The 23,492-nt window shown below is 53.5% G+C and carries 22 protein-coding genes; 10 read left to right on the top strand and 12 right to left on the bottom strand.

Annotated elements, in window-relative coordinates; genetic code table 11:
- Positions 1–39: 39 nt before the first annotated feature.
- The 6 genes from IVG45_RS03735 to IVG45_RS03760 form a co-directional block, all read right to left on the bottom strand.
- Positions 40–369 carry a hypothetical protein gene (locus IVG45_RS03735; protein WP_196436552.1) on the bottom strand — a complete coding sequence of 110 codons (330 nt, stop codon included), beginning with the start codon at positions 367–369 and terminating at the stop codon, positions 40–42.
- Positions 370–407: 38 nt separating this feature from the next.
- Positions 408–2,687, bottom strand: a complete 2,280-nt coding sequence (locus tag IVG45_RS03740; RefSeq protein WP_196436553.1) for a nitric-oxide reductase large subunit — start codon at positions 2,685–2,687, stop codon at positions 408–410.
- 16 nt (positions 2,688–2,703) lie between these two features.
- Complete coding sequence (locus IVG45_RS03745) at positions 2,704–3,426, bottom strand: ferredoxin--NADP reductase (protein WP_196436554.1); 723 nt, start codon at positions 3,424–3,426, stop codon at positions 2,704–2,706.
- A gap of 719 nt (positions 3,427–4,145) precedes the next feature.
- Positions 4,146–4,589, bottom strand: a complete 444-nt coding sequence (locus tag IVG45_RS03750; RefSeq protein WP_196436555.1) for a CopD family protein — start codon at positions 4,587–4,589, stop codon at positions 4,146–4,148.
- 154 nt (positions 4,590–4,743) lie between these two features.
- Positions 4,744–6,027 (bottom strand): Y-family DNA polymerase, encoded by a 1,284-nt coding sequence (locus IVG45_RS03755; protein ID WP_196437911.1) that lies wholly within the window; start codon positions 6,025–6,027, stop codon positions 4,744–4,746.
- A complete protein-coding gene (locus tag IVG45_RS03760; RefSeq protein ID WP_230874870.1) occupies positions 6,027–6,410 on the bottom strand; it encodes a LexA family protein in 384 nt (127 codons plus the stop codon). The genes IVG45_RS03755 and IVG45_RS03760 overlap by 1 nt, the downstream gene beginning before the upstream one ends.
- A gap of 212 nt (positions 6,411–6,622) precedes the next feature.
- Between IVG45_RS03760 and lexA the strand changes: the two genes are divergently transcribed.
- The 5 genes from lexA to IVG45_RS03785 all read left to right on the top strand — a co-directional run bounded on the left by lexA (position 6,623) and on the right by IVG45_RS03785 (position 8,793).
- Positions 6,623–7,258, top strand: a complete 636-nt coding sequence (gene lexA / locus IVG45_RS03765; RefSeq protein WP_196436557.1) for a transcriptional repressor LexA — start codon at positions 6,623–6,625, stop codon at positions 7,256–7,258.
- A 14-nt stretch (positions 7,259–7,272) separates the two neighbouring features.
- Positions 7,273–7,422: a hypothetical protein gene (locus IVG45_RS03770; protein ID WP_196436558.1), complete on the top strand. Its 150-nt coding sequence runs from the start codon at positions 7,273–7,275 to the stop codon at positions 7,420–7,422.
- A gap of 75 nt (positions 7,423–7,497) precedes the next feature.
- Complete coding sequence (locus IVG45_RS22550) at positions 7,498–7,701, top strand: type II toxin-antitoxin system RelE/ParE family toxin (RefSeq protein WP_230874871.1); 204 nt, start codon at positions 7,498–7,500, stop codon at positions 7,699–7,701.
- A gap of 105 nt (positions 7,702–7,806) precedes the next feature.
- Positions 7,807–8,124, top strand: a complete 318-nt coding sequence (locus IVG45_RS03780) for a helix-turn-helix domain-containing protein (RefSeq protein ID WP_196436559.1) — start codon at positions 7,807–7,809, stop codon at positions 8,122–8,124.
- A gap of 207 nt (positions 8,125–8,331) precedes the next feature.
- Complete coding sequence (locus IVG45_RS03785; protein WP_196436560.1) at positions 8,332–8,793, top strand: hypothetical protein; 462 nt, start codon at positions 8,332–8,334, stop codon at positions 8,791–8,793.
- A gap of 132 nt (positions 8,794–8,925) precedes the next feature.
- Here IVG45_RS03785 and IVG45_RS03790 read toward each other — a convergent pair whose 3' ends face one another.
- The 5 genes from IVG45_RS03790 to mobH all read right to left on the bottom strand — a co-directional run bounded on the left by IVG45_RS03790 (position 8,926) and on the right by mobH (position 14,968).
- Positions 8,926–9,075 (bottom strand): hypothetical protein, encoded by a 150-nt coding sequence (locus IVG45_RS03790; RefSeq protein WP_196436561.1) that lies wholly within the window; start codon positions 9,073–9,075, stop codon positions 8,926–8,928.
- A 182-nt stretch (positions 9,076–9,257) separates the two neighbouring features.
- Positions 9,258–9,683 (bottom strand): VOC family protein, encoded by a 426-nt coding sequence (locus IVG45_RS03795; protein WP_196436562.1) that lies wholly within the window; start codon positions 9,681–9,683, stop codon positions 9,258–9,260.
- Positions 9,684–10,167: 484 nt separating this feature from the next.
- Positions 10,168–10,800: a DUF4400 domain-containing protein gene (locus IVG45_RS03800; protein WP_196436563.1), complete on the bottom strand. Its 633-nt coding sequence runs from the start codon at positions 10,798–10,800 to the stop codon at positions 10,168–10,170.
- Positions 10,797–12,629: a conjugative transfer system coupling protein TraD gene (gene traD, locus IVG45_RS03805; protein ID WP_196436564.1), complete on the bottom strand. Its 1,833-nt coding sequence runs from the start codon at positions 12,627–12,629 to the stop codon at positions 10,797–10,799. Before traD ends, IVG45_RS03800 begins: the two co-directional genes overlap by 4 nt.
- Entirely contained in the window at positions 12,626–14,968 is a 2,343-nt protein-coding gene (mobH, locus tag IVG45_RS03810; protein WP_196436565.1) for a MobH family relaxase, read from the bottom strand. Before mobH ends, traD begins: the two co-directional genes overlap by 4 nt.
- A 128-nt stretch (positions 14,969–15,096) precedes the next feature.
- Between mobH and IVG45_RS03815 the strand changes: the two genes are divergently transcribed.
- Complete coding sequence (locus tag IVG45_RS03815; RefSeq protein ID WP_196436566.1) at positions 15,097–15,540, top strand: hypothetical protein; 444 nt, start codon at positions 15,097–15,099, stop codon at positions 15,538–15,540.
- 7 nt (positions 15,541–15,547) lie between these two features.
- On the top strand, positions 15,548–16,414 hold the full coding sequence (gene trfA / locus IVG45_RS03820; protein ID WP_196436567.1) for a plasmid replication initiator TrfA: 867 nt from the start codon (positions 15,548–15,550) through the stop codon (positions 16,412–16,414).
- Positions 16,415–16,794: 380 nt separating this feature from the next.
- On the opposite strand, the gene mobI is transcribed toward trfA, so the two are convergent.
- Complete coding sequence (mobI, locus tag IVG45_RS03825) at positions 16,795–17,265, bottom strand: conjugative transfer protein MobI(A/C) (protein WP_196436568.1); 471 nt, start codon at positions 17,263–17,265, stop codon at positions 16,795–16,797.
- Between the two features lie 500 nt (positions 17,266–17,765).
- Here mobI and traF point away from each other — a divergent pair, with 500 nt between their 5' ends.
- The 3 genes from traF to IVG45_RS03840 all read left to right on the top strand — a co-directional run bounded on the left by traF (position 17,766) and on the right by IVG45_RS03840 (position 23,486).
- On the top strand, positions 17,766–18,776 hold the full coding sequence (gene traF, locus IVG45_RS03830; protein ID WP_196436569.1) for a conjugal transfer protein TraF: 1,011 nt from the start codon (positions 17,766–17,768) through the stop codon (positions 18,774–18,776).
- Positions 18,773–20,224 (top strand): conjugal transfer protein TraH, encoded by a 1,452-nt coding sequence (locus IVG45_RS03835; RefSeq protein WP_196436570.1) that lies wholly within the window; start codon positions 18,773–18,775, stop codon positions 20,222–20,224. Before traF ends, IVG45_RS03835 begins: the two co-directional genes overlap by 4 nt.
- Before the next feature lie 64 nt (positions 20,225–20,288).
- Entirely contained in the window at positions 20,289–23,486 is a 3,198-nt protein-coding gene (locus IVG45_RS03840) for a conjugal transfer protein TraG N-terminal domain-containing protein (protein WP_196436571.1), read from the top strand.
- The last annotated feature ends 6 nt before the right edge of the window (positions 23,487–23,492 follow it).

Consider the following 23,492-nt stretch of genomic DNA (forward strand, 5'->3'; position numbering starts at 1 on the left):
GTGGCATATTTGAAAATTACCAGGCCAAGCACTAACCATTTAATCTTTAAAGATAATCGTGAGCAAAACAACCGAATCAACGACTGCTTTAACTGAGTGCGGATCATCGGGCATTAAATAAAGTAGCTGGCCGGATGCCAATAGTTGAGTAGTTCCTATTGCAACGCACTCAATTTCCCCGGTTAGACAATGAATCACACACGGCCCTGATACTTTGTGATCAGCAAATTCTTTGCCTGCCGGAAGAACCAGGCGAACCATTTCCATTTCATCTGTTTTCACAATGACTTTAGTTTTTTCGTTTGGTACGTCTTGCGCCCAAGTTGCCAAGTCAACAATTTCACCTGGTGATGCGTGATGCGTGGCCATGAATATTTCCTCATAAGTTTAAATTTATCAGACACAAGCTAATGCACATCCAGCCAGCCTTTGATGGATGCGATTGCCAACGGTATGGCGCCAAACAGGATAAATACCAGATCACCGGGCAGACGTAGCCATTCGATCAGGCGCGACCTTTCGCTGCCGATGTAATCAAGGCTGCGCGCATGCCAGTATCCATGCTGAACGACATCCCAAACTTGCAACACGCCACTGGGGAACAAGCTCATGATTAACATCAGAGCCAGGCCAACATTGGAGCCCCAAAATCCGACCCTTACGTATTTCTCGATGTCGACCCAGCGCAAATCGGAGCTGGTCTGGCGCAACACGAATACCATCAGTGCCAGTGCCAGCATGCCGAATACCCCCATCATCGCGGCATGGCCATGGTTGGGTGTCAGTTGGGTTCCGACTTCATAATAGCTGACGATAGGCAGGTTGATTAGAAAGCCGAAGATGCCGGCACCGACGAAATTCCAGAAGCCGACGGCCATCAAGAAATAGAACGTCCATTTATGCGGTATGGCTACCGGTTTGCCGCAGACGTCGCAGTCAGCGCGTGTGGTGCGCACGAAATCCCAGGCGTCCAGAGTCAGCAGCGTCAAGGGCACTACTTCCAGTACCGAGACCATTGCCGACAGCGCCATGTTGACGCTGCTCTGGCCGGTAAAATACCAGTGATGGCCGGTACCAATCAGGCCGCCGACGAAATAGAGGATGGCGTCGAGGTAAATCACTCGAAGCGCAACGTTGCGCTGGGTAAGACCCAGTTGATAAAACAGCAGCGCCACCAGCGTGGTGGCAAAGAATTCAAAGAAACCTTCGACCCATAAATGAATGATCCAGAAGCGCCAGGTATCGACCACTGTGAAGTTGGTCTTTGCGCCGAAGAAGAGTGCCGGGATGTAGAACAGCGGAATCGCCAAGGAAGCTAGCAGGAACAGCCTGACTAAAGGTTTCGCTTCTGAGTCGTTCAGGGTATCAGGCTGTAGCAACTTAAATAAAAGCGTAAACCACGCCAGCAGACCGGCGATAAGCAGGTACTGCCACAGACGGCCGAGCTCCAGGTATTCCCAACCCTGGTTGCCAAGCCAGAACCACCATTGATCCAGCATTTGTGAAATCCCCGCCCACTCGCCTAACAGGCTACCGCCTATGACCACGGCGAAAGCACCGAACAGCAGATGAACCCAGCCCGCGAACCAGCGAGGTTCATCATTGCGCAGTGAACGACCGAGAAACAAGGCTGCGGCGACAAAAGCGGTGGCAATCCAGAAAACCGCGGTTTGTAGATGCCAGGTGCGCATCAGATTGCTGGGAAATAGCTTCTCCAGCTCAAGGCCGTAAAAACTGCCTGGATCGGCGCGATAGTGCGCCGTTGCACCGCCCACCAAGGTCTGAGCAAGAAACAGCAGCGCCACCACCACGAAAAATTTCACCAGTGCTAGTTGACCGGCACTGGCTTGCCCAGGCAACAGATGAGGATGTACATGATGTCCTGTGCTAATCCAGCCAAGATAATCGAATTTTCCAAACATCAGAAGTACGATTCCAATACCGGCCAGCAGCACGATAAGGCTCAACGCACTCCATAACAGCGCACCGGGAACGGGCATATTCCCGACGCTGGGGTCGTATGGAAAATTGTTGGTGTAGGAGTAGTTCTCGCCGGGGCGGTTGGCCACCGAGGCCCAGGCAGTCCATGTGATGAAGGCGGTAAACTGGCGCAGTTCAGTCGGATCGCTGATCAATCCACGTTTGAGTCCGCCATTCCGTTCAGGATTCAGGAAATAATCCGTCCAATAAGCGATCTGCTTACGATAGGCGGATGTCTCCGGCACGGTCAGACGCAACGTTGCGCTGGCGGCATCATAATGATTGGTCTTTAGCTCGACTGCGGTTTGTGCATACACGGCGGCCAATTGGCCGGGCGTGAGTGAGGAAAGTGGCTGTTGGTATTGCTGCTGGGCAATGATAGTGGCGGTGTTCTCGCCGATTCGGTGCAATGCCTCGGCCGAATAATCTGGCCCCAAGTATGCGCCATGACCCCAGATACTGCCGTTGTTCATCAACCCGTATTTGAGAAAGATAGCCTGGCCTTCTTTGATTTCGTCACCGGAAAACAGGCGAACACCTTGTGCATCAACGATTTGGGCCGGAATCGGCGGAGCATTGCGATAGGCCAGCGATGTTATGACGATCAGGCCTGCAAAGCCCAGCACCATCACGATCAGCACCGTGCGCAGCCACCAGGGAGACAAATCAGGAGTTTTTGTCATTAAGGGCTGCGCGGCAACATTCATGGTGTTTCAGCTTTCATCAGTAACCTGAAAACTCTTCCGTGCGGATGTTGTCTTCATCGACACCCGCTTCGCTCAACATATCACGCATCGCTTTTACCATTGGGGCAGGACCGTCTATGTAAAAAATGGGCAGCGTCAGATCGTCGATGAACTTCAGCAGCATGGCTTTATTGATAAACCCGGTTTCGCCATGCCATTCGCGACTGGACTTTTCCATCTCGGCCATAGTGCCGACAAAGGTATAATTGGGGTTGTTGGCGTGTGCTGTGGACAAATTGTCCAGAAAGGCCGCATCTTCCGGTCTTCGATTAGCATAAAAGACAAGGATTCGGTGCGAAACCCGATCATGCAAGGCTTGCAGCACAATGCTTCTTACCGGTGTAACGCCTATACCGCCGGTAAGAAAAACCGCCGGAACACTGGCATTGTTATGTAGGGTGAACGAGCCATAAGGTCCATCTAACATCACCTCGGTGCCGGGCTGCAGGGTTTTTAATACCCGCTTAAATGCCGTATCACGCATACGGGCCGCAAAAATAAGGTCGTCTTCGTAAGGCGCGCTGGCAAACGAAAACGCTCGCGTATTGCCTTCGGCATCTGTTTCAGCGGGATTTATCAGCGTCAGGCTGCCGAATTGACCTGCTTTGAAGGTAAAATCCGCAGGCTTCTCAAAATGAAACGCCATAGTTCCTTCAGCAATTTCGCGGTTGCATTTCAGTTTGACGGTGTATCTGGACATGGCGAACTCCCCTGACTTTTGTTAAAAAGCACAAAAAATAGCCGCAAGTACATGCTATACGGGCTGACGGACATTGAACACATCGGCGTAGATATTCTTCACCGCTGTTCCTGCCTCTCTTTTAGTGACACGCATCAGTTCCGGATGCCCGCCGCCAATTTTTCAGACTGGGAAGGCAATGTCGTGAGCACGCCTTGTCGCACAACCAGAGGGGACATCGTCCCCGGAATCCAGTAGCTCTTTGGGATACAAACCGCCTCATACCGTTACCGGTTCGGCTACATGAACTCCCGCAAAAAGTTGCACATTGCCGCTAGCCAAATTCGCGATTGTGATTCTAGGTCACTATAGAAACCCATTTAATATAAGACAAACGATTTTTATTGGAATTTAATATCGGCAAATCAAATGATAAAGCTGACATTCCGCATTCCCATGCAATATTTTGATAAAAAAATCCGGGGTCATATAGGTCTTGTAATCAAGCATCGATAGCTAAACTGACCGGCGGCTATTGAATCAGCTGCTGTCAATACCACTAAAACGGGGCAGCCCGCTTTTGGCCGGCTGCCGCCGATGGACAGTGACATATTTCAGTTGCAAATAATCCCGGTTTGAACGCCCGTCAGTTGTATTTAATTCCGGTCGAGAAATGCGCTGATTGCTGGTTTATGGGTTTTTGATTGCAGGTCGCAACACATAAGCACCGTGGGCATGAGTCATGCCAGTAGGACCCCTCGAAATGAAACCCCAACCAGTACGAACCCTACTGAGGCAATGGTGACTAGAATGACTCTGTGCGCCATTGCAGGAAGGGTTGATGCACTGAGATTTGGAATGACACGAAACCGGGCGTCTAGCGCGGTGAGGATGGTGACGATTAGCAAGGTGAGCTTAAGCGCGATAAGCTTGCCCTGCAGAGAGTTCATGGTAATCCAGCTGGAGAAATCGGGTTCTAACAGGTGGGCCATCCACAGACCCGAGACAACTTGAACAAACAAAGCCGGCATACCGATGCGTTCGAACCCTGCTTCGAAATCGAGCAATATCTTTGGATCTTGTGCTGCCAATGCGCGAGGAAGAACTGTGAAAGCCAGCACCAAGTGCCCGCCAGTCCATACAGTTGCAGCCAGAATGTGGGCTAAGAGTACGTAGCTGTACATAGGTGCGGCCTAATAAAATATTATTCAGACCGACCTAAACTACGTTTTTTCCTGTTCGATTGTCAAGAATCGCGCTTAAACGGCATAACCGACGGCCTATTCGCAAAGGATAGCAATGGCCGTTTCACGACTCATAAACTCCTCTCATCATGCTTCACTTCACAATAACTAGCTCTTTCCAATCCGTCGTATAGCGCTTCGAAATCCGCTCCGCCTTGGGCTTCCAGCTCTTGTCAATGCCCGTAGCGGCGAGGGCAATAGCCTTCGGATAGCGCCGATTGATCCGGTCCATGGCTTGCATCAACTCGCGGTTTTCCGCCGGCAAGTCGCTATCGGCCAGGTCGAATAAATCCAACTGAGCCGGCGCCGTTGCCGGCTGGATGGCGCTCAATTGCACTCCGGCTTTTTTGTAGCCGTAGCCGGGCTTGTAAATCGCTTCGAGGAGGCGGTTGGCCGTGGCGACGATGACGCGGCTGTCCTGGGTGCCAGCGTCGAGCTTGGCGCTGGCCGCGCGCTGGTATTGCGGCTCGTTGGGGTTGAACGGATTGGTGCGGATGAACACCGTGATGCAACCTGTGACAGAGCGCTGCTTCCTGAGCTTTTCCGCCGCGCGCGAGCCGAACTCGGCCAGCGCCGCCGACAGTTCCCTGTATGCGGTCAGCTTGCGGCTGAAACTGCGCGAGCAGACGATTTGTTGCTTGTTCGGTGCTATCTCCTCCAACTCCAGGCAAGAAATGCCGTTCAATTCCAACACCGTGCGGGACACGACGACGCTGAATTGCGCTTGAATGCGCTCGGGCGGCTGGCTGGCCAAGTCCCAAACGGAATTGATGCCAAGCTGTTCCAGGCGCGCGGCGATCTTGCGGCCAATGCCCCACACCTCGCCGACCGGCACGATCTTCATCAGCTTTTCCCTCCGCACCGGGTCGGACAAGTCCAGCACGCCGCCGGTTTTTTTCCACTTCTTGGCCGCGAAATTCGCCAGCTTGGCCAGGGTTTTGGTCGGCCCCAGGCCCACGCTTACCGGAATGCCGGTCGCGCGAAACACGGCCTGCTTGATGCGCTGGCCGTAGGCTATCGGGTTTTGCTGGCACGGGTAAACGCCGGACAAGTCCAGAAAGGCCTCGTCGATGGAATACACCTCCAGGCTGGGTGCGAATTCTTCCAAGGTGGCCATGACGCGGGAAGACATGTCGGCATAGAGCGCGTAGTTGGACGAAAACAGCCGGATGTCGTGTTGGTCGACCAAATGCCGTATCTGGAACAGCGGCACGCCCATCTTGATGCCAAGGTCCTTCACTTCCTGGCTACGGGCCACGACACAACCATCGTTGTTGCTGAGCACGGCCACCGGCTGGCCGATCAAGTCGGGCCTGAATACCCGTTCACAGCTCACGTAAAAATTGTTGCAATCGACCAGGGCCAAGCGCCGTTGCATCAAACGGGATGAATGACGTTGGTCACCACGCCCCAGACCAGCATATCCAGCTCGTCGTTTAGCTCGATGTCGGGGTAAGCCGGGTTCTCGGCTTTCAGCTTCCATTGTCCGTTTTCCGAAGCCAGGCGCTTGACCGTCAGTTCACCGTTCAAGGCGCAAATGACGATCTTGCCCGCTGCGGGCTCGATAGAGCGATCGACGACCAGAATGTCGTTGGGGTGAATGCCAGCGCCGAGCATCGATTCGCCTTGGGCGCGCACGAAGAAGGTGGCAGCGGGTTTTTGTACCAGCAGCTCGTTCAAGTCCAGGGTCTTGTCGACGTAGTCGTCCGCCGGCGACGGGAAGCCTGCCGCGACCTTGCCGCCGAACAAAGGCAGCCGCAACGGTTTGGGGTGGCTGGCCGGCCTGCAAATCCAAGCGGGCAACAGCGCGTTCAAGGGTTTCTTGGGTTTGGGGAAGCGGACAAGCGGCATAGGGGTAACCGGTGAAAATCAGGGTTTGGGTAAAGGTTACCAATGAAATAATAAAAGTTCTAGTATTGTTCTTTTAATGGCGCTATGCTATTTTTAATAAAAACCAAACAAGAACTATAACCATGGATGCCTTGACCCGAAAACAACGCGAGATCCTCGATTTTTTGCTGCAGAACCAAGATGCCTTCGCGCATCCGCCCTCGTTGCAAGAGCTGTGCACGGCGCTGGGCTTGAAGTCGCGCGGTTCCTTGCATTTACTGATGCAAGGCTTGGTCGAGGCCGGCTTGGTCGAACCATTCGACCGCAAGCACCGCGGCGTCCGGCTGACCGAAAAGGCTTTGGACATCGGCAAACACCGGCAAACCTCGCCGCATTCAGTGCGTTACGTCGGCAAGATTGCCGCCGGTAGGCCCATCGAGGCGATAGCCGACGAGCGCTACATGGTGATTCCGGACGAACTCAAAACCGAAAACCCTTGTTACATCCTGAAGGTACAAGGCGATTCGATGATCGAGGCCGGCATCTACGATGGCGACTGGGTCGTCATCGAACAACGTTGCCATGCCCGCAACGGCGAGATCGTGGTGGCCCTGGTCGACAAGGCCGAAGCTACCTTGAAATACATCGAGCAATACCCGCACGAAACCCTGCTCATCCCCGCCAACTCCAAGATGGAAGCCATGCGCTACAAGCCGCAGCAGGTGGAAATCCAAGGCGTATTGGTGGGCCAGATGCGCAGCTACAAGCGTCCACACTAGATAAGGAGCACACCATGAACCGTCCACTCGTCCACATGCGTGACCAAAAAGCCAGCTTGATAGCGATGGAGAAATACCGCAGGCAACAGACCATTCAAGCCGGTTTGGAGAACTTCCTGATGGTGATCAGTATTTGGGTGATGGCGTTTGTGGCGTTGGGGTGAGGGGTAAAGCAGAGCAGGCGTGCGAATATTCAATTCAAAAACAAGGCATTCATACGATTTGCCAAAAAATCAGGAATAGACGATTCAAGCCTCTGTAAGGCAGTCAGTGATGCCGAAAAGGGATTACTGGATGCTGATTTAGGCGGCGGCGTCATTCAACAACGTGTCGTCCGTAGCGGTGGTGGTAAATCGAGCGGATTTCGCACCCTGATCTTGTTCCGCATCGGTTCACTGGCGTTTTTGTGCATGGTTTTGCCAAAAATGAATAAGCCACCATAGATGAACTGGTTGCTTTGCGGAAATTGGCGGCTGTCATGCTGGAGTATGACGAAGCAGCATTAAACTGCGCATTGGCAAATAAGACATTGATAGAGGTGAGCTGCAATGAAAAAACAATACCGTAGCCGTTTGATGGCCTCCGTGCATGAAACCGCTGAGGGTCTGCATGAGGCGGGCATCATGGATAAGCGTACTATGCGGGAATTTGACGAAATGTGCCTAACGCCTGTCAAACCTTTGCAGCCGGAAGAAATTCGCGCGTTGCGGCAGCGTGAACAGGCAAGCCAAGCCGTCTTTGCTCGTCACCTGAACGTTACGACCGGCCTGGTTAGCCAATGGGAGCGTGGAGAAAAACATCCAAAAGGCGCATCACTGAAGCTTTTGTCCCTCGTCGCCAAAAAAGGACTGGAGGCGATAGCGTAAAACCAATGCCTGGTTTCAAATAGCCAACTTCAGCAAAGAACGAATAATCTTCATCGTTTCCAAACTTCTCGTAACCACCCGCCGAATCCTGATAATCTCACCGGCCACAACATCTTGGTTTTGCTAGACATCAGACCGGATCATGACAATCAGTGATCTGTCGATTCATAGTAAAATCGCCTAGATTTTTATTTGGTTGGATTCATCGTGAAAAGAAAAGCAAGAAAAATTCAGATACCACAAGAGGCAGAATTGGCCATACAGCGTGGTAATAAAGTTGAAGCGGCCCGCTTGATACGGATCAAGAATGGTATCAGCCTGCTTGATGCACAACGGACGGTCGAGTCGGTTGCAAGCAAACACAAAGACGGTCATCAACTGGAACAATCTCCGTTGGATTCCAGGTCGATGAGCCATACTCAAGTCTTGTTTCCGTTAATTATTGCATTAGTGGCGGTTTATCCCTTTCTGTATCAATCGCTAGCAGTCCTAGTGGCTGGAGACATGGATGGGCGCTGCGTTGACTCGCCTCTTGCCATTTGCCAGTTGTGGCCGACCGTGGGTAATGCCTTATTTGGTGCGTCGAATGCTTATCTAGGCTATGTATTGCTCATGGGCTTGATTGCCTCCACGCTGATTGGACTGGCGTACCGGTTGTATAAGAGATAGTTGCCTTCGATCTCACGGCCTGGTTTTATGATTGGAGAAAAGATTAAATGGCGGTTAATCCACATTAGCCGCCACAGGTTTTAACAATCGTCGCCTTCAACCTCCACGGGTTGAAGAACCTACAATGTGAATTCAATGCGCCGACGGCAATTCTGGACTACGCCAAGCTTCCAATACAAATTCGGCCACTTCGGTGACGAACAAGCGAATCAATTGAAAACCAGCGACCAGCAAAATCGCTGCAGAAAACAGCATGGTCAAAGCCACGAGTAAAACTTTCATAGCGCACTCCATCAAATCCAACAGGTTATCGATGGGGTGCATTGTTTCAGTTTTTACTGGAATATCAAGTCGATACGCTGCAACAAGTTGTTGCGAGCCAATAGCGATAGCTTGAAAACTCAAGACCTTGGCGAATGTAGTTCAGGTGAAATATTTTTTATAAACAAGCCGACTGTCGACGCTCACTTTGGCAGTTTCACGAAGCCCTGGTCATCCAAGAGAAAGAACGGGTTGTAACAGACTTCCCAGAGAAAACCATCGGGATCGGCAAAGTAACCTCGGAAACCACCCCAGGGTGCTTTTTCTGCAGTTCGAATCAAACGACCTCCCGCAGCCATTGCTTCCCGCAAGGTCGTTTCAACGTCGCTTTCGGAAGCCACGTTGTGTGCAATAGTAAAACCCGGAAATCCCGAGCCCTCGGACGAGACATTGGCATCGTCAGCCAAGGATTCGCGACCAAATAAGGCAAAGGCAATGCAGCCAACTTGAAAGAAGGCGACAGCTGTCTGACTGCTCGGCGATTCGGTCCAGCCCAACGCACGATAGAAGCGGCGACTGCGTTCGAGATCAGCAACCCCCAAGGTGACAAAGCTGATGGTCTGTTTCATGACGCTTTACCTCTCCAAGCTATAGAATCCTTTCGCCATAGAATATTCTCAATCGGTTAATTCAGTTGCATCCATAATGGTACATATTCCAGCCTAAATCAGCTATCCATTCCGAATCAAACCCTCATCGATTCCGATACGATTACGCCAGTAGCGAACTGGCTGAAGCCTTCAGTGAAACTGTCACGATATACGGTGACGGCGCGCGTGTGCAGGCCATAATGCGAATGAACCCCGAGCAAGCCTCGAAAAAGCCAATGTGCAGGCAGCCCCGATTCTACATTCGGGGAAAGCTAATACGCCTGGGGGAATTAAGCAAATGAAGATCCCAGGTGCTGCACCGGGGTAGTCGCGACAGCATGTACACAAGGAATAGAGGTTGACGGGGTGAATCTAGTGTTTGGCTGAGCTTGCGACTTAATATGGGTGCTTGTTTTCTGAGGGGCGACCAGTCCAGGTACCTGATGAAATCCATGGCCTGCCTCTAAATCCGCTTTTGCGTATTGGCCAACAGCACGTTGACGGCATAGACCACGACAAAAACGCCCACCGGGACGGCTTGTGGCGGAATCGGAAACGGTAAGGTCAAGCTGACCAGCAATAGATACAGCGCGCCCAGAATCAAATAAAGACTGTAGCGATGCGCCATGGGGCTGGGGTAATCGAAATTGGTCTGGCTGATCTTGCGCCGCACCAATCCGTCGACGACAAACGGCAGCAAGGCAGCCACCAGGTACGGCAACCAGATGCAGGCCGTCGTCAGGCGCTTGAACATTTGAAAGATCGTGTCCCAGAGCACGTTGAGCCGGCTTTCGATAAAGGGAAACAAATCGTTGCGTCCCACATCCTCGAAACCTTTGGACATCTGGCGTTCGCGCTCGGTCGGGATGAAGTAGCGGAATACGTTTTCTCGGATGCCGGTGGTGACAAACAAGCGATCAAACCAGCGCTGCGCGGTATGTCTGATCTGAGATTCTTTTGCAGCGCCAAAATAGCCGATCATCATCCGGTCTTCGGCGCGCTGCAGTTCACGCGTCCAGCGGTCCGACACAAAACTGGCCACCAGGATCACTTCCAGTAGCCAAAGCATCAGGCTGAACAGCAGATTGCGCGTCATGAGCTCGCGCCCTGACGATCTTCGGCCGAACGCAGTATCGGCAAACGCCCTTTGACAATCCGGCCGCCGGATAACTTGGCGATGTAATGCAAGTCAGGCAGTTGTCCGAGTAACTGCGGGGCAAACAAATCACCTTCTTCTTCCATTAGCCGTTCGCCGACATTGCCGGAAAACACCGTAGGATTAGTCGCGCTAGTGGCTACGCCTTGGGTGCGCATGATGTATTTCAAGCGGGTTTTTGGCAGATTGTCGGTGATGTACTGCTGGGTCTCGCTGTCCATGATCCTCAGCGCGATCAGGTTGTTGACGTTACCCAGCACTTGCCGGGCTTTGTCCTGGGAACCGGTACGGGCGGCAAAATCGGCAAAGGTCTGGGTGGCGATGAACAGGCGAATCTTGGCACCGCGGCCTTTGTTCAACACCTGAATGAAGGGGTCGTTAATGACTTCGGCCGCCTCGTCGACAAACACATTCACCGGTCGGTCCGTGACGCCGTAGTTGTAGCGATCACCGGCTACGGCCGCCAAATCGGCCAACAGAATCGAGCCAATGGCGCTGCCCACCATGCCATCCGATAACGAGTCCAGACCGATATAAGCGACCTGGGCTTTTTCAATGATGTGGCCGGTATTGGTGATCGGCCTAAGATCGTCAATATCATGAGGGTTAGGGGAGAGCAGGGGGCCTAAAGAGCCCGAGGTCAGCATGTTCATGATCGGAATCAAGGAGGCGACCATCTTGCTGAAGTGCGCCCGGTCGTGTTCGAACAAGGACAATAGGCCTTCCAAATCCAAATTGGGCAGTTGGTACTGCACGACCTCCCGATAAAACCGAACCAAACCTACCGCTTTGGAATCGATGTCCTTGGCGTTTTTCAGGTAAGGCCGCGCCTCTTGCCGCCAATGCCCCAGATTGTTGTCGAAATAGCGTTCCAGGGCCTGAATCACCAACGTCGAAGGGCCGCCTTCCAGATAACGGCGCAGCTTAACCAGGGTAGGGCGCTCCTCAATCACCATCAAACCCTGAATCACGTTATCCAACGATTTTTGGCCAAAGGCTTTGAACGGATCGTTACTGCTTTCGCTGGGCGAAATGGCGCTGATACGGCTGGCGATTTCCGAAGGTCGGTTGAAATTGTGCAAGGGATCGAGTCGGACGCTGTCTTCCGGAAACGCCGGGTGGAAATACACGAAACGATCCGGTCGCTTGGCCAAGGCGCAAGCCCGTTTGGCAGAGGCCATCAAATCTTTGTCGCCTTTAGGATCGATGATGATCACCGCTTCGCCGCGCAACACGGCTTGCGTCACCAACACGTCAAAGGCGCGAGTTTTGCCGGCGCCGGTAGTACCGACCAGCAGCGTATGGCCGGCGGTATGCTGCAAAGGCTGGCGGATATCGCTTTCGGAGACTTCCAGGCCGTGTATCCAGGCCGAGCCCATGCGTTGATGATCGCTAGGTATCAAAGTCGAGACATCGCGTTTCAAAATCTCGTAGGCCAATTGCGCGTGCTTTTGCACCCAATCGAATCCCCAGCCGAACCACAAGGCTTCGGGATGCTGTTTCACCATCGCTACCAGCTTCTCGGCATCCAGGTATTGGAACCGAAACTGCCGCAACAGGCGTTTGCGGTACCAAAGATTCAACGCCGGCGACAACCGCCAACACGCCATCACGCCGCACGCCGTCATCAACCAATCGAAGGGCTCACGCGGCAAGCCCGACCAACGACTAGTCCAATATGCCAATCCGGCACCGCCCAACCAACCCGAGATGGCATACACCTCGAAGATCGGCCGCCAGGGAAACTGGTAATCGTAATCGGATTTCATGGGGTACGCCGCAGTTGTAAACAGGTACCGACACTTCGGAAATCACCATGACTGCCGAGTTCACGCATTAACTGCGTGCGGGTCAAGCCGGGTGTATTACTCAGAAAAGTCGCTATCGCCTGTTCGTCCACATCAAGCCATGCCGAGTCATCCCCAGGGGCTGGCGTTCGCGTCGGTGTTTGTTGCAATTCCTCCATCCAAGTTTTGATGGCTTGCCGGTAATGCTGTTTTTTGTCAGCTTTGGCTTTGGATGACTTGGCCGTCACGTGTTCTGGATTGTCGGGAGACCATGCAGCAGGCGTTGGCGGATGGATTCCCGGCGTGCTGGCCGATGGCGCTGAGGGCTTTAGGGTATTTTTCGGCGTGCGTTCGGCCTTCTGTTCCGGTGTCTGTACCGAAGATTCTGATTCGAGCGTTTGAGGCCGATGGGCATCGGGCGTGGTCGTGGTCGCCAACAACTGTTTGAACATGCCGCTCGGTTCACTGGCGAGGAGTACCCCACGGATTTGCTGGATCTCTCTGACTTTACGCATGGGCGAAAGCACATCGGTCACCAACCAACCTTTTTCCTCCAGAGTGCGAATAAACTGGTTGGCTTCCAGCTTAAGCGCATCGGGCGTTCTGGGAAAACTCAACAAGCACTGTTGCTGTACGTCCAAAATATCCGTGCCCCAGCGCCACTGTTCGGCGGTGACGATAGCGGCCAGTTGAATCAGCCAGTGTCCTGCTTGACCTTGCGATGCCAGCCAGTGTCGGGCAACGTCACTTTGATCCGGCGCAGGATTTTGAGATGAAATCGATGCTGCCTCTGCGTCAATCGTGCTGTCCGAACCGCTATTTGAAGCGTTTGGCTGTTGATCGATTCTATCCGCCAAGACTTGACCCGCATGATCGTGTAGCCCACGGTCTCTGTCAGCGTCGGCATCCATCGCCAACATGGCGGCTAAATCCACCGGGATGATCGGCTCAGCCCGTTGCGCAACATTCGGTTCAGCGCTCGCTGTTTGGATTACGCTGTCAGGTGTCTTCGTTTTTCGTCGTTTGCCTCCACTGGTATCGGCAGCCGATTGGCTGGTGGATTGGGAGGGGGCGTTGGCTGGGTTGGCAGGTGCAGACTCCGACACCTCACTGACTTCGATGCCATCCACCGCTACCGGCGGTTCCCCGCTGTACACCAGTTCAATCGAAGCCAGACGTAACATGAACAAGCTGCCGTTCAGGGTTTCGGTTTGCATGCGCCAATAGCGAAACCGTCCGCCGTTCGGCAAGGTTTTGGGAATAGCCAGTCCGCGTTCGATCAAAATATCGGCCAAGGTATCTTCATCGCGGGGAATGCCGGGGATGTGATCCTTGTCCAGCAGGGCCAGCATGTCTTTGACGGCGCTGCGCCAGACGATATGGAGACCCTCCTGGAAACGCCAGATGCGGGCGCCTTTTTCGTTGGCTAGCCATTGACCGGATTTGACCAGTCGACGCATCGCATCGCACAGGTAGCGTTCGATCGGCATGCCCATGGCCGATTCCAGGCCGTGGTAGTGGGCTTTCAAATCCCGTTCCACACTCCTGCAATCCGCGGCCATGACCAGTGCGTAGCATTTCGAGCCACGATCCAGACCGTGAATGGTTTCCAGCATGGCCTGCATGATGTCCGGACCGGGTGCCAGAATGTAGGCGCGTGCCTCACGGGTCAATACGCGTTCGATGACCAGGGCCGAGAACTGTTCATGGCGCTTGTGACGATGCTCTCGCCAGCGTAAGAAATAACGATCGATGTGATGCTGCGCAGCCCAATCGGTCAGGTTTTCATCACAAGGATTCCAGGTATGTTCACCCAGTCTATCCGTCACGGCGATGTCCGATACCGGTTTGCCGATGTCATGCAATAAACCGGCAAAACAGACCGCCAGTCGCCAGCGCGGTTCCAACGCTTTACGTGCCTTCGGCGTAACATCGGTGGCAAACAGACAGTCCTGGGAGGCCAACGTTGCCCAGTGCGCGACTTCCAATCCATGCCGAAACAAACCGCCGGCACCGCGATGGTGATGCGATTCCGACGCCGGCAGCAGATGGCTGAAGGCCGCATAACGCGCGATCACCGGCAGCACGATGCTTTGAAACAGGGATTCCGGACAGGCCAAGGCCTGCTCAATAGACTGGATCAACTCGGTTTGTGTGCCGAGAATACGGGCCACCGGTGCAGCCGGTAAGCCTTTCATGAACGGCGGATAGCGCGGTATCTCTTCCTCCGGGCTGGCTGGATTTAACTCAGGCGCAGGTTTGCCGGCAACGAAGAAACGTTGCAGCCAAGGAATCGAGAACGGTGAACGCGTGGTTTTCATGACTCGCTATCATGCCAGTCATTTTTTTGAGTCAATCTTCGAAAAACGCATAATTATCGAGTTTTCGCAATCGAGCCCAAAAAAATAGTGCTTACTGTGTCGAGTCTTCTTACTGTTTTGGAGACGACATGAACATGCGCATCGCCCCGTTTGCCGCCATCTTGCCCACCTTGCTCAGCGTGAGTTGTAACACCTTACCAACGCCGTCTGCTCAAGTCGGCGAAACCGTCATCGAATCCCTGATTCCCGCCACAGCATCCGAGGCTTGGCGTCTGGATATCACCCGGCAACCCAGTCGTTTGGGAGGCTCGGTATTGTGTGGATCGTCCATCGAACATGTGGTCAGGCTGGAGGATCCGGTCTTGTCGATAGCCACCGAGGCCACCGTCGAGGGAGAGAACCGCGATGAGCTCTCGGTTACACCCGACCCTCAGGCGGTAGAGCGCGCCTGGCGCAAATACTGCCATCACCAGCTCGATCTGACTGCAGCCGAGCGCGAATGGATCGAGAAACCCCCACTGCCGCCGACCGATCCAACCCGGCATTGTGATCCGCGTAGTTTGAAAAAGTGAGGTGGCTATGACTCAACCAACTGCGACCTCACTGACCAATCTGACCGAACGCTTCCAGTTGCTGACGGAGCGCAAAAAAGCCCAACCACGACGTGTTGAGCCGCTAGACACTCTGCCCAGTTGGCCTGCCGGCATGCGCGGCACGCCAAATGCCTGTTTGCGCAGTGCCTTGTTTGCCGGTGTGCAGGGCAATGAACGGATAGCGTACAAAAAGCGCACCTTGCTGGCGGCTGTCGATGGCATCGAAGTCCGTTATCTGGGGGTTCAATTGAATCAGTCCGACCTGGATGTCTGGATGCAGATCGTGCATCTGTCCAGAACACAATTGCCGGGCTTTAGCGTGACCTTCAGTGCCCATGCCTTGCTGACGGCGCTGGGTCGCTCGACCGGCAAAAGTCAGCACGAATGGCTAAAAGAATCCATGGCGCGTTTGGGCGGTGCCTTCGTCGAAATCACCTACCACGGCCGACAGACCTTTGGTGAAAAGGGCTTTTTGCGCTACCACCGCGACGAGTCGACTCAGCGCTATGTGGTGGAACTGACCGAGTCGATGTTACGCCTGTTCGAAGACGGTTACACCCATATCGAATTCGAACAACGGCAGCAATTGCGGAAACAGCCACTGGCGTTATGGCTGCATGGCTTCCTGTCGTCGCATGCCGCACCGTATCCGTTGAAACTGCAAACGCTTTACCAACTCAGCGGCAGTAGCACCCAAAATCCCCGTGACTTCAAGCTGCGGATGCGCAAAGCCTTGCAGGCCTTGGTCACTATCCGGGCTATTGAGCGCTTTGAAATAGATGAGGATGTCGTCAAGGTCCAAAAACAACCCACACCAGCACAAAAACGGCATCTCGAGCTCAGGCAACATTAACCAAAATGGCACGGCATTCGACTGACGCACTTTTAGCCCGGTCGATGCCACCCCGACACGGCATTCGGCTGACGGGCACACGGCATTCGACTGACAGAGGCACGGCATTCGGCTAACAAGGTAACGGCATTCGACTGACACCCCACGGCATTCGGCTAACGCAAAGCACGGCATTCGACTGACAAAACACACGGCATTCGACTGACGCTCGGCTCATTTTTTCGAATCGCTGTAGGCCTTGTCCGGAGTGGGCTGCAGCGATTTTTAACGGCACGAAAAAACGGGTGCTAATCTATTTATAATCTTTTTTTAATCTATATAAGGGGCTACGCCCCTGTGGATAACTTCGGGCCAACATGGCATCCGCAACAGATTGCCGATCAATCCAGGGCTTCCCTCAGTCCACGCCGACAGCGATGAAAGGCATCTCGGAACTTGCCCAATAAATCGACTTGTTTGCGCAGGTCGGCAAACTCGTTCTCGAATTCCTCTACCAGTGCGGCTTCCCAATCGGGCTCTTTTTTCAGAACCTGCTGCAAGGGATAGCGGTAGCCTTTGCCCTTTTTGAGGTATTGCGTCACCGGTTTGGTTTGCCCATCGATCGACAGCGAGGCAATCAAAAACCACTCGATGGTGAAAGAATAAGCGCTCTCTCGGCGCCGGATTCGGACACCCAGTCGGCCGCGTTGAGACGCCGGATATTTTTTGCGTTCCTGGCTGACTCGCCGCCAATAATCATCGACCAGCATACGTGCCTGACCATGCAGACCTTCAACGTTGGCGGCCAGCCACTCGATGACGCGCTCATCGGCATATGCCATGCGATCGTTCGATTCGGTGATCGGATTCATGTCAAAAACCTCTTCTTAACCACAGGTTTTTTCGCTGCAAAAACCTAGTGACTTTTTTGGGAAAAATTACGTGTTCAGAGCAAGTCAAAATCCGAGTCAAAAGCCTAGCCAGTTTTTTTAACGAAACGTCTCATCGAATCAACGACTTGTCAGGCCTTGAGGCGACTCTAATCGTCAGTCATTTCCCTGTATGAACATTGGACGAAAAACCCTGTATAGGGCGGCCATGATCTCGCCGGTCCTCGGTTAGCCTCGCCAGATCAGGCATACCAAGGCGATCGTCACGCCAATGTCACTAGGTTTTTTCATCGTAATCTTGCGCCTGCGCGCTGAATTTTAATCAGCTGCGACTGACGGCCTGCCGTGAGAAGTCGATGTTTTCGCGGTTTTCGTTGATTCAAGCGGTTAAGACACAATTTTTTTGCCACAACTTGCGAAAACTTAAAAATTAGCGAGTTTTCGCAAACTACCGAATCAGGGGTGTAGTGGACAATTCGGCTATGAGCCCAAAAAACGTCCTGCTTCCATTCCTGATCGTTCTGTCGCTGCCGACCTCGATGGTCTGCGGGGATGAGGCGGTGCAGTCGCCCACTATGTCGTATTTCGAAGACAAGCAGCGCGGCTGGTTTTGGTATGAGGTGTTTCCAGAGCCAGTTGTAAAAACCAAACCCGAAATTCAAGCCCATCAGCAAAAGCCCAATCCCGAAATCAAATCGCCGACTGTCGATCAAAACGACGACAAATTAGCTGCGCAGCCTTCTGCAGAACCCCAGCCACTGTCCTCGGCCTGGTTGAAGCAAAACCTGGAGAATTACCTGAACCAGGCCATCGACGATCCCAGTCCCGTGAATGTCGCAGCGTTTTATTACCTGCAACGGGTGATGATGGACAAAGCCGAGCGCTTTACCAACGCCGCCCGTTACGTGGTGATGTCCGATCCGCAACTCGATGAAACCGTGCGCCGACCGGTGGCAACTTATGCGGCCAATGAAGCCAATCATCAGGCCGGCGTGGTGGCCGAACGCGCCTTGAAAACGATTGCTGCGCAAGCCGGCATTTTGTTTTTCTTCCGGTCCGATTGCCCTTATTGCCATGTGCAGGCACCAATTCTGGCCATGCTGGAAAACGCCTACGGTTTCAAAATCTATCCAGTGTCGCTGGATGGTTTACCGATGCCGAACGGCTTTTTCAGTCAGTTCAAACGGGATAACGGTCAGGCTGCAATGTTGGGTGTTGAGCAAACCCCGGCACTGTTTCTGATGAAACCGCCTAAGCAAATCGTACCGTTGGCGCAAGGTGCGTTGTCGTTGGAAGAACTCACTGGTCGGATTCTGCTGGCGGCCAAGGAAGCCGGTTGGATCGATGCATCCCAATACCAAACCACCCAGGGCATTCGTAACACACCGATGTTATTACCGGTCGCCGGCAGCATCAGCCCTGCGGTCACTCAAGATCCACTGTCACTGATCCAGGCATTGCAACGCAGTGCGCATTTGGGGAGTACGCCATGATTTCGTTTTCATTGTCTTTGCGGTATCGCCAGGTTGTCGTGTTGATTCTGTTGGTCGAGAGCTCCGTTCCAGCCTATGCCGACTTGCAACAGGAAATGGACAGCATGTTCGGCACCATGACCAATTTCACGGCCCCGACCGCGCATTTGGGGCAACGCCGTGGCGTGATTACCGGTGGAAGTTTGGTCGCGCGGAACGGTATCACCAATACCAATCTGGTTTCATTCGTGCCGCCGTCGTTCAGCGCCGGCTGCGGAGGCATCGATTTGTTTGCCGGCAGTTTCAGCTTCATCAACTTCAACCAATTCGTGCAATTGATGCGCAACGTGGCCGGCAATGCGGCGGGCTATGCGTTTCAACTGGCCGTCGGTGCCATGTGTCCCTGGTGCGCGTCAGTAATGACCGACCTGCAAAAGAAAATCCAGGAGATGAATCAGATGTTCAGCAACTCCTGCCGTTTGGCTCAAGGCCTAGTCAACGATACGGTCAAAGCCTTCGACCTGCAAAGCAAAACCAATCTGTCCAATGCCTCGTTTACCCAAGGTATTTCGGATGTGTTTTCCAGTTGGACCAATTCCAGCACCTTGGGCGATCCAGTACAGCAAATTAAGCAGAACGACCCTACCGACATGACCAAGATCATTCAGGGCAATCTGGTGTGGCGAGCTTTGGTCAATCAGAACGTCGGCGGCTGGTTCCGGTTTGGCGGTAACAGTTTGCTGGAAGCGGCGATGAGCATTTCCGGTACGGTGATCGTTGATGCGCCGCAAACTGCGCCTGACGGCAAAGGCGAGAACAATGCCATCAGCGCGCCGCCACCGGTGTTGCGAATCAAGGATTTGATGTACGGCAACGAGGCCGGTAACAGTTATCAAACCGTGCGCATGTACACCTGTAGTGATGGTCACGATGCCGATCAGTGTCTCAAACCCATTGTCCAAAACGTCAATCTGGTCGGCTTAAAACAACGGGTAATGGATATCCTGTTGGGTTCGGCTAATACCGGCAACGGCTTAATTTACAAATTCTCGACCAACAGCGGCCAAATCACCGATAGCGAAAAAGCCTTCATGCAAACCGTGCCGGATGCCATCGGCGGCATGATCCACAACTTGGCGCGGGAAGATGCCGGCATTGCCAAGCTGTGGGCTGAAGAAGCCGCGCCGGTGATTGCCTTGGAACTGGCACAACTGATCGTCAACGATTTACTCAATGCCGTGCAAGCGGCCGCGCACATGAATGACCACGCCTACGCCAAATTGCTGATGGATGCCTTGAAGGATGCAAGGGAGCAGGTCCAGGATGAATACGTGACCATCGCCGGTCGCTACGGTAATCCACAAACCTTGATGGCGTTTTACCAGCAGTTGATGACCACCGTGAAGCCGAAACACTACGGCACCGTGGCGCAGTTGCCAGCTACCGGGACGGCTTGGCCAAGTCCTTAAACGCTCATTACTTCCGTCTCCACACTATGCATCTCACCCACGTTGTTTAAAAGGCAGGTCGTCCATGTTTGAAATCTTCTCCGTGGGCGATTCCGCCTATTTGCAAGCCGTCCTCAATGCCATCGCGATGATTTCCGGGACCGGTGATTACCGCACCGCGGCGGCCGTCGGCGGCTTGATCGGCGTCATCATCGTGATGCTCAGGGCGTTGTTGCAATGGGATGGCCGAGGCATTCGTTATCAGGATTTATTGCTGGCCTACGTGTTGTGGTTGATGCTGTATGCGCCGTCGGTGCGGGTGTCGATCGAGGATGCCTATACCGGCAGCGTCGTGGTGGTCGACAATGTACCCTTGGGGCCGGCGGTCGTGGGTAGCGTGATGTCGAACATGGGCTATCGCACGACACGGCTGTTCGAACAGGGCTTTGGCACACCGTCGATGACCGGCAATGGCTTTGCCGACAGTTTGCAGACCTTGACGGCGGTGCGGAAGAATTTGTTGTCGCGGGTGAATTTAGGCGCGGCCAACGTGCCGACTGCCGGCAGCGACATGGAAACCTCGTTTGCCAATTACGTGCGCGAATGCACCTTGACCGGTGTCGATCTGAACCAGAAATCGGTGGATGCCATTTTGCGGGATGCCGATCCGTTGAATGCGATAAGGTTTGATTCCGACATCTACATGACCCAAATCTATGTCGGCGGCCAACCGCAAACCAAAACCTGCACGGATGCCTGGGCCGATTTGAGCGTGGTGGCCACCGGTAATTTCGCGACGGCGCTGGAAGGGTTGTTGCAACCGACCTTGGCTGTGCCGGCGGCGGCCGATACGGTGCCGAAAATCCAGGATGCCTTCGATGCTCTGGCAGGGCCCGGTGTGGTCGATGCCGCCGATTACATGCTGATGTCGGCGATCCTGCCGATGTTTGAGAAAGGCGTCATCGGCCGGCATGAAGACGGCTTGCATTGGAATAAGGCGGCGATGGTCGAACAAGCCATTCAGCAACGCAATACCCAATGGGCGGCCGAACAAACCCTGTTTGCCAAGATCGTGCGTCCGATGATGGCGTTTATCGAAGGTTTGAGTTATGCCATCGCACCGATCATGGCGTTTGTGGTGATGCTGGGCAGTGTTGGTATTCGGATGAATATCGGTTACTTCTCAATGTTGCTGTGGATCCAGTTGTGGATGCCGATTTTGGCAGTGATTAATTTGTTCATCCAGATGTCGGCCGCCGGCAAAATGGCGGCGCTGACCTCAGCCACCTACAACCTGCCGTCGATGATGGGCATTTACCAGTTGGACATGGAGTTGCAGCAATGGTTGTCGATTGGTGGCATGCTGGCCGCGTCGACGCCGGCCATTACCTTGATGCTGATCTACCGTGGGGCAGTGACAGCCACGCATTTCCTGGGGCGCATGGATGGCGGCGATTATGTGAACGAGAAAATTGCCACGCCTGATGTGATCAGCCCGGCGCCGGTATTGAATGCCCAATCGCAGCATCAATACAGTCCGTTATCGGCAGTTACGCAAACAGGCGTCGACAAAGTGCTACCCACATTTACCGCCGGCAAGGACATGAGTGCGGCGGTATCATCGGCTTACTCTGCATCCGAGCAAGCCACCAGTAACTTCATGCACAGCGTATCGTCGACGGCATCGAAATCGGCCAGCATCACCAGCGATGCATTTGATAGTCGTTCCTTGGGCAATCAAATTGCCAGCAGTTCCAGTTATACCGACGCCTATAATCGTCAGTTCGGTGAAGCCTTTGCCAAGAAGCATGCCGATACCGGTATTTCCGCGGATCACTTTTCGGCACTAGTGGCCGGTAGTGCAAATGCCGGCGGCAAGACCTCAAACGATAAATTGAGTGCAGCGATTTCGGGACGGCTCCAGAATGACTTTAAAGTTAGTCAGGACAAGTCCGACGCCATTGCCGCTGATATCAGTCAAACCGTCAACGACAGTCAGGGCTATCAGGCCGGCTTGGCGAAAAGCCTGACACTGGATGCGCAAACCGGCACCCGAAACGTCGCCTCAATGGGACTGCAAAGTCAATCGTTGTCCTCATTGCAACACAGCGCAACCGACGCCATTTCCGCCAGCAAATCCTATCAACAAACCCTATCGGCCCAACAACGCTTCGGGACACAAGCCAGTTTCGGTGCGGCAGAAACAGGTAACAAAATCGCCCATGACCCCGGCCTGATGGAACGCCTGGATCGGACGCTGGATCAATACGGCTTGCGGGGCGATACGCAACGGCTGGCATCGCAATGGAAAGCGGCGGGTTGGATCAGCGATGCCGATCAGGCCTATGCCGCCGCTGGTATGTCGTTATTGACCGGTTTTTCGTCTCCCAGTTACCGCACTCTGGATGATCAACAATCGCACCAGGCGCAAATCTCGGGTTATCAACTGTTGGGCGATGCCTTTAATGCACCGCAGGCCGATCAAAGCTGGAATGCCAGCCGGAACGAATCCCTGAAAGCCAATGCTCCGGAAACTGGCAGGGTTCAAGCCGCCGTCGAACAGGCCAATCTCAAAGGCCCACGCGCTGATACCGAATCATTGGGTCAGCGTGCTCAGGCACAGATTCGTTCAACGACGGGGAAAATTGCCGGTGGCGAAGCCCGTATCGAAGCTCAACATGATCGTAATCTGGCTGAGCGCGAACAAAATTCAAGAGAAGGCTTTGGGCAATTGGCGAATGTCAAAGCGGAGCATTTTAGGCTATCGATCGCGGCAGCGGCCAATGACACGCCTTCGGCAGCGGAGGCCTCCTATAATTTTCTGGGGGGCAGCCTATACAATACCGCTAAGACATTAGAAGCAGTCGGTATGGTGGGTAAAGAGCACATAAATCAATTCGTTGCTCATGCGCGCGCAGCACATGAAAATGGCGAAAACGTATGGGATGCTATTAAAACTGCAGCATCACAATCCTACCCTGGGTTTACCGAAGTGTCTCAAGTTTGGGCTGATCAAAGGGTAAATGAAGTAGCGGATAAGTTGACGCCAAACCAACAGGCTTACTATAAAGCAGCTATGTTTGAAGCCTTTGCTGGAATTGCCGTTGGTGGTGACGATAACGGCAGTATGGGTGAGGCAAGACAACGCTTAATGGATGAAGAAGACCCTTCCGATGGAGATAATATAGCGAAATTATTAAGACAGGCCGCTGGTCAAAATAGACCGGATTTAATCGATCAAATAAGTAACTTAAATCGTGCACGTGGGCGAATTAATTATTGAGTATGG

It is taken from the genome of Methylomonas sp. LL1 (assembly GCF_015711015.1).
Lineage (GTDB): Bacteria > Pseudomonadota > Gammaproteobacteria > Methylococcales > Methylomonadaceae > Methylomonas.

What these genes read in the sequence shown, in the direction of transcription:
- IVG45_RS03790 (WP_196436561.1), bottom strand. Translation starts at nt 9,075, where the DNA reads ATGAAAGTTTTACTCGTGGCTTTGACCATGCTGTTTTCTGCAGCGATT.
- IVG45_RS03795 (WP_196436562.1), bottom strand. Translation starts at nt 9,683, where the DNA reads ATGAAACAGACCATCAGCTTTGTCACCTTGGGGGTTGCTGATCTCGAA.
- IVG45_RS03755 (WP_196437911.1), bottom strand. Translation starts at nt 6,027, where the DNA reads ATGCAACGGCGCTTGGCCCTGGTCGATTGCAACAATTTTTACGTGAGC.
- lexA (WP_196436557.1), top strand. Translation starts at nt 6,623, where the DNA reads ATGGATGCCTTGACCCGAAAACAACGCGAGATCCTCGATTTTTTGCTG.
- IVG45_RS03750 (WP_196436555.1), bottom strand. Translation starts at nt 4,589, where the DNA reads ATGTACAGCTACGTACTCTTAGCCCACATTCTGGCTGCAACTGTATGG.
- trfA (WP_196436567.1), top strand. Translation starts at nt 15,548, where the DNA reads ATGACTCAACCAACTGCGACCTCACTGACCAATCTGACCGAACGCTTC.
- traF (WP_196436569.1), top strand. Translation starts at nt 17,766, where the DNA reads ATGAGCCCAAAAAACGTCCTGCTTCCATTCCTGATCGTTCTGTCGCTG.
- mobI (WP_196436568.1), bottom strand. Translation starts at nt 17,265, where the DNA reads ATGAATCCGATCACCGAATCGAACGATCGCATGGCATATGCCGATGAG.
- IVG45_RS03770 (WP_196436558.1), top strand. Translation starts at nt 7,273, where the DNA reads ATGAACCGTCCACTCGTCCACATGCGTGACCAAAAAGCCAGCTTGATA.
- IVG45_RS03815 (WP_196436566.1), top strand. Translation starts at nt 15,097, where the DNA reads ATGAACATGCGCATCGCCCCGTTTGCCGCCATCTTGCCCACCTTGCTC.
- mobH (WP_196436565.1), bottom strand. Translation starts at nt 14,968, where the DNA reads ATGAAAACCACGCGTTCACCGTTCTCGATTCCTTGGCTGCAACGTTTC.
- IVG45_RS03835 (WP_196436570.1), top strand. Translation starts at nt 18,773, where the DNA reads ATGATTTCGTTTTCATTGTCTTTGCGGTATCGCCAGGTTGTCGTGTTG.
- IVG45_RS03745 (WP_196436554.1), bottom strand. Translation starts at nt 3,426, where the DNA reads ATGTCCAGATACACCGTCAAACTGAAATGCAACCGCGAAATTGCTGAA.
- traD (WP_196436564.1), bottom strand. Translation starts at nt 12,629, where the DNA reads ATGAAATCCGATTACGATTACCAGTTTCCCTGGCGGCCGATCTTCGAG.
- IVG45_RS03780 (WP_196436559.1), top strand. Translation starts at nt 7,807, where the DNA reads ATGAAAAAACAATACCGTAGCCGTTTGATGGCCTCCGTGCATGAAACC.
- IVG45_RS03735 (WP_196436552.1), bottom strand. Translation starts at nt 369, where the DNA reads ATGGCCACGCATCACGCATCACCAGGTGAAATTGTTGACTTGGCAACT.
- IVG45_RS03840 (WP_196436571.1), top strand. Translation starts at nt 20,289, where the DNA reads ATGTTTGAAATCTTCTCCGTGGGCGATTCCGCCTATTTGCAAGCCGTC.
- IVG45_RS03740 (WP_196436553.1), bottom strand. Translation starts at nt 2,687, where the DNA reads ATGAATGTTGCCGCGCAGCCCTTAATGACAAAAACTCCTGATTTGTCT.
- IVG45_RS03800 (WP_196436563.1), bottom strand. Translation starts at nt 10,800, where the DNA reads ATGACGCGCAATCTGCTGTTCAGCCTGATGCTTTGGCTACTGGAAGTG.